Raw genomic sequence first — 3,071 nt, forward strand, 5'->3', positions numbered from 1 at the left:
CCGGTCGCGGGGTCGGGCGCTGCGTACGCCGTGGTCGCCCAGGCCAGCATGGCCAGCAGCGGTATCATTTTCAGGCTACGTGAACCAGACAGCATCCCGGCCCTGTTCGTGCGCTGGGCGCGTGCGGCTTCATCCGTCGACACATTTTCCTCACTCAAACTGGGATGGCGGGCCGCCTTGCGGGGAGCAAGACGCCCGGACAGACGGAACAGGCCCAGAATACAGACGAAAATATCCCACAGGCTCCGCAGCGGGCGATCATTTCCGTAATTGTTCCAGTCCACCCACGCATCAGCACGACCGAACACGATGCGGATGATACTTGCTTCTTCCTGAAGGGAGCCGATGTCCCACCGGAACACGCACTGGCCGTTCCGGCTGCGGATCACATGCGCATGCAGGCGCAGACGCTCACCTTCGATATTGACATGAATCTCGACCGTCTGCGGCCCCACTATGGCTGGGGCCAGGTCATGTGGACCGACGCCCCGCCCATGGACAGATCTTCGGTCACGCCCTCGACCACGATGCCGTCGGCGGTGGTCACGCTGACCGGCAGGCTGGCGCGGATACGGTGGCTGTAGCGCTTCTGGTGGGTTTCCCGGCCCACGGCGATGGCGGCGAGAATGATCAGCAGGCTGAGCGTGGCCAGAAGGAATTGAGCACATAGGCGCGGCGGGCGATGAAATCGACATGCTCGAACGCCAGCCCGTAAAGCCCCCGGAGCAGCCCGATGAACATGAGCGCGCCCATGATGACATTGGGATAGACCGCGCGCAGATCGAAATACCCGCTTTCCAGCACCCCGCCCTTGTGCGTGACGTTGAATTTCGCCCGCCAGGGGTTGATCAGGGTGGCGATCGTCACGCGCACCAGGAACAGCGCCATGGTGGTTTCATACACCTCGCTCCAGAACGAATAGCGCCAGCCCTTGTTGATGCGCGACGCGGTGCCGATGGCGTGGAACATGTGCGGCACGGCGTAGGCCAGCACGGCCACGGGCGATGCGGCGATGACATTCTGCCCGAAAAACAGGAAGGCCAGCGGCGCGGTCAGGAACACCACGCGCGGCACCGCGAACAGGAAGGACAGCATGGCCGACAGGTAGCACAGCCGCTGCCCCCAGTTCAGGCCCGGCCCCAGCAGGGGGTTATCAATACGGAAAATCTGCAGCATGCCGCGCGCCCAGCGCACACGCTGGCCGACATGGGTAACCAGACGCTCCGTGGCCAGCCCGCCCGCCAGCGGAATGCGCAGATAGGCGGTGGACCAGCCCTCACGCTGCATGCGCAGGGCGGTATGGGCGTCTTCGGTGACGGTCTGGGTCGCGAAACCGCCGATCCCCTCGATCGCGACACGCCGCAGGATGGCGCATGACCCGCAGAAGAATGTCGCATCCCAGAAATCATTTCCGTCCTGGATCACGCCATAGAACAGGTTGCCTTCCGGCGGGGTGCGGAAGCCCGCGGCCAGATTGCGCTGGAACGGATCGGGGGAATAGAAGTGGTGCGGCGTCTGCAGCAGCGCGATCTTGGGGTCGCCCACCATCCAGCCCATGGCGATCTGCAGGAAGGCGCGGGTCGGGATATGATCGCAGTCCAGCGTCAGGATGAACTCGCCCGAGGAACGCTTGATGGCGTTATTGAAATTGCCCGCCTTGGCGTATTCGTTCGTGGGCCGGGAAATGTAGGACGCCCCGCAGGCTTCGGCGAACAGGGCGAATTCCGGCCGCCTGCCGTCATCAAGCAGATAGACGTTCAGCTTGTCGCGGGGCCAGTCCATGCCCAGCGCGCCCAGCACGGTCAGGCGGACAATGCTCAGGTCTTCGTTATAGGTGGGAATATAGACATCCACCGTGGGCCAGTCGGCCGGGTTGTCCGGCAGCGGGATCGGCGCGCGCCCCAGTGGATAGATGCTCTGGAAATAGCTCAGGAAAAGCATCACGAGGGAATAGAGTTCCGCCGTAAGCAGGAGCGTGCCCAGCCCGATCTCGATCCATGTGTTGAAATAGAGCGTATCCGTCAGCCGCCATGTCAGGTACCGCAGCGAGACGATGGCCGACAGCACCTCCAGAAAAACCTGTACGCGCCGGGTCTTCTTCCGCCCGACGATGAAGAAGACCCCCAGAAGGGCGCCAGCCACGACCAGCTGCTGATTGGGCGAGAGGGTGACCGTGGTGGCCGCGAACATGGCGGTCAGGGCGCAGGCCACCACCATGATGATTCCCGAACGCGAAGCCAGAAACTGCTCCAGCCGGCGCGACCACGCCGAATCCGCCGATGCGGGCGACTCAACCTCTGACATAAAACCACTCGTCCGAAATAAACGGCAAAAACAGAAAGTTACGCTCAAAAACTGTCAGAGGGGCAGCACGCCTGCCGTTCGCGTGCATCAGAACAGTCCATGTCACTTCAAACAGGTCCTACGGGTTCGGACAACCGCGTGGCCGGTCGCGCCGCCCCGTGGATGGGGCCCGCACGTTCCTGCCTCAACCGGCACGCCTGTGTCCGTCCTTCGCGCCCGGCGGGCCGCCGGGTGGAGGGAAAGGCGGGAAACCGCGCCGCCTCAGGATTCGTCGTCATCCCTGCGGCGCGACAGGGCATCACGCAATGTGGATTTGGGGGTCAGCCGATCGGTCGCCCGGCCACCCAGGATCATGAACATTTCCTCCATGGTGGGGGAACCATCGGTGGAGGGCGTGAGGGGGGCGTCATTGATGGGGTTCGCGTTCGACTTGGTCATGATACTCACCTTGGTCTGTTGGGGACGGGAAACACGCACGGGCAGCGGCGGCGCGGGGCGGAACAGCCCGCGTTCCGTCTGCCTGTGGATATCGGGCAGGGGAAAGGCGAAGCCACGGCTTACCGGGCGGGGGCGTTCGCCACGCTGGTGCCGCGCCTTGGGCACGGGCATCCAGTCTTCCCCATCTTCGGCCTGCGGCAGGAGGGGAAGAAGCTCCGCATCACTCTGTTCAATCGGTGTCACCTCTTTTCTGGATGCTGGGAAAATCCGGTCCTTCCGCCCGGCCCCGTCCGCACGGGACACGGGCCGCGGGGCGGCTTTGGGCGTGA

At 63.9% G+C, this 3,071-nt stretch carries 3 protein-coding genes and 1 pseudogene; all 4 read right to left on the reverse strand.

Annotated features, from left to right (window positions below; translation table 11 throughout):
* Window positions 1-455 (reverse strand): annotated as a pseudogene (locus JCM25156_RS31170) (hypothetical protein); the annotation flags it as partial.
* Window positions 455-610: a PilZ domain-containing protein gene (locus JCM25156_RS31175; RefSeq protein WP_242402639.1), complete on the reverse strand. Its 156-nt coding sequence runs from the start codon at window positions 608-610 to the stop codon at window positions 455-457. The gene JCM25156_RS31175 and the pseudogene JCM25156_RS31170, both read right to left, overlap by 1 nt.
* A gap of 20 nt (window positions 611-630) precedes the next feature.
* Window positions 631-2,304: a UDP-forming cellulose synthase catalytic subunit gene (bcsA, locus tag JCM25156_RS24095; RefSeq protein ID WP_051577522.1), complete on the reverse strand. Its 1,674-nt coding sequence runs from the start codon at window positions 2,302-2,304 to the stop codon at window positions 631-633.
* A 261-nt stretch (window positions 2,305-2,565) separates the two neighbouring features.
* Entirely contained in the window at window positions 2,566-2,985 is a 420-nt protein-coding gene (locus tag JCM25156_RS24100; RefSeq protein WP_051577523.1) for a hypothetical protein, read from the reverse strand.
* Window positions 2,986-3,071: the final 86 nt, after the last annotated feature.

Source organism: Komagataeibacter kakiaceti JCM 25156, assembly GCF_000613305.1.

Bases quoted from the DNA above. Each gene is read 5' to 3' on its own strand.
- bcsA (WP_051577522.1), bottom strand. From the start codon at position 2,304: ATGTCAGAGGTTGAGTCGCCCGCATCGGCGGATTCGGCGTGGTCGCGC.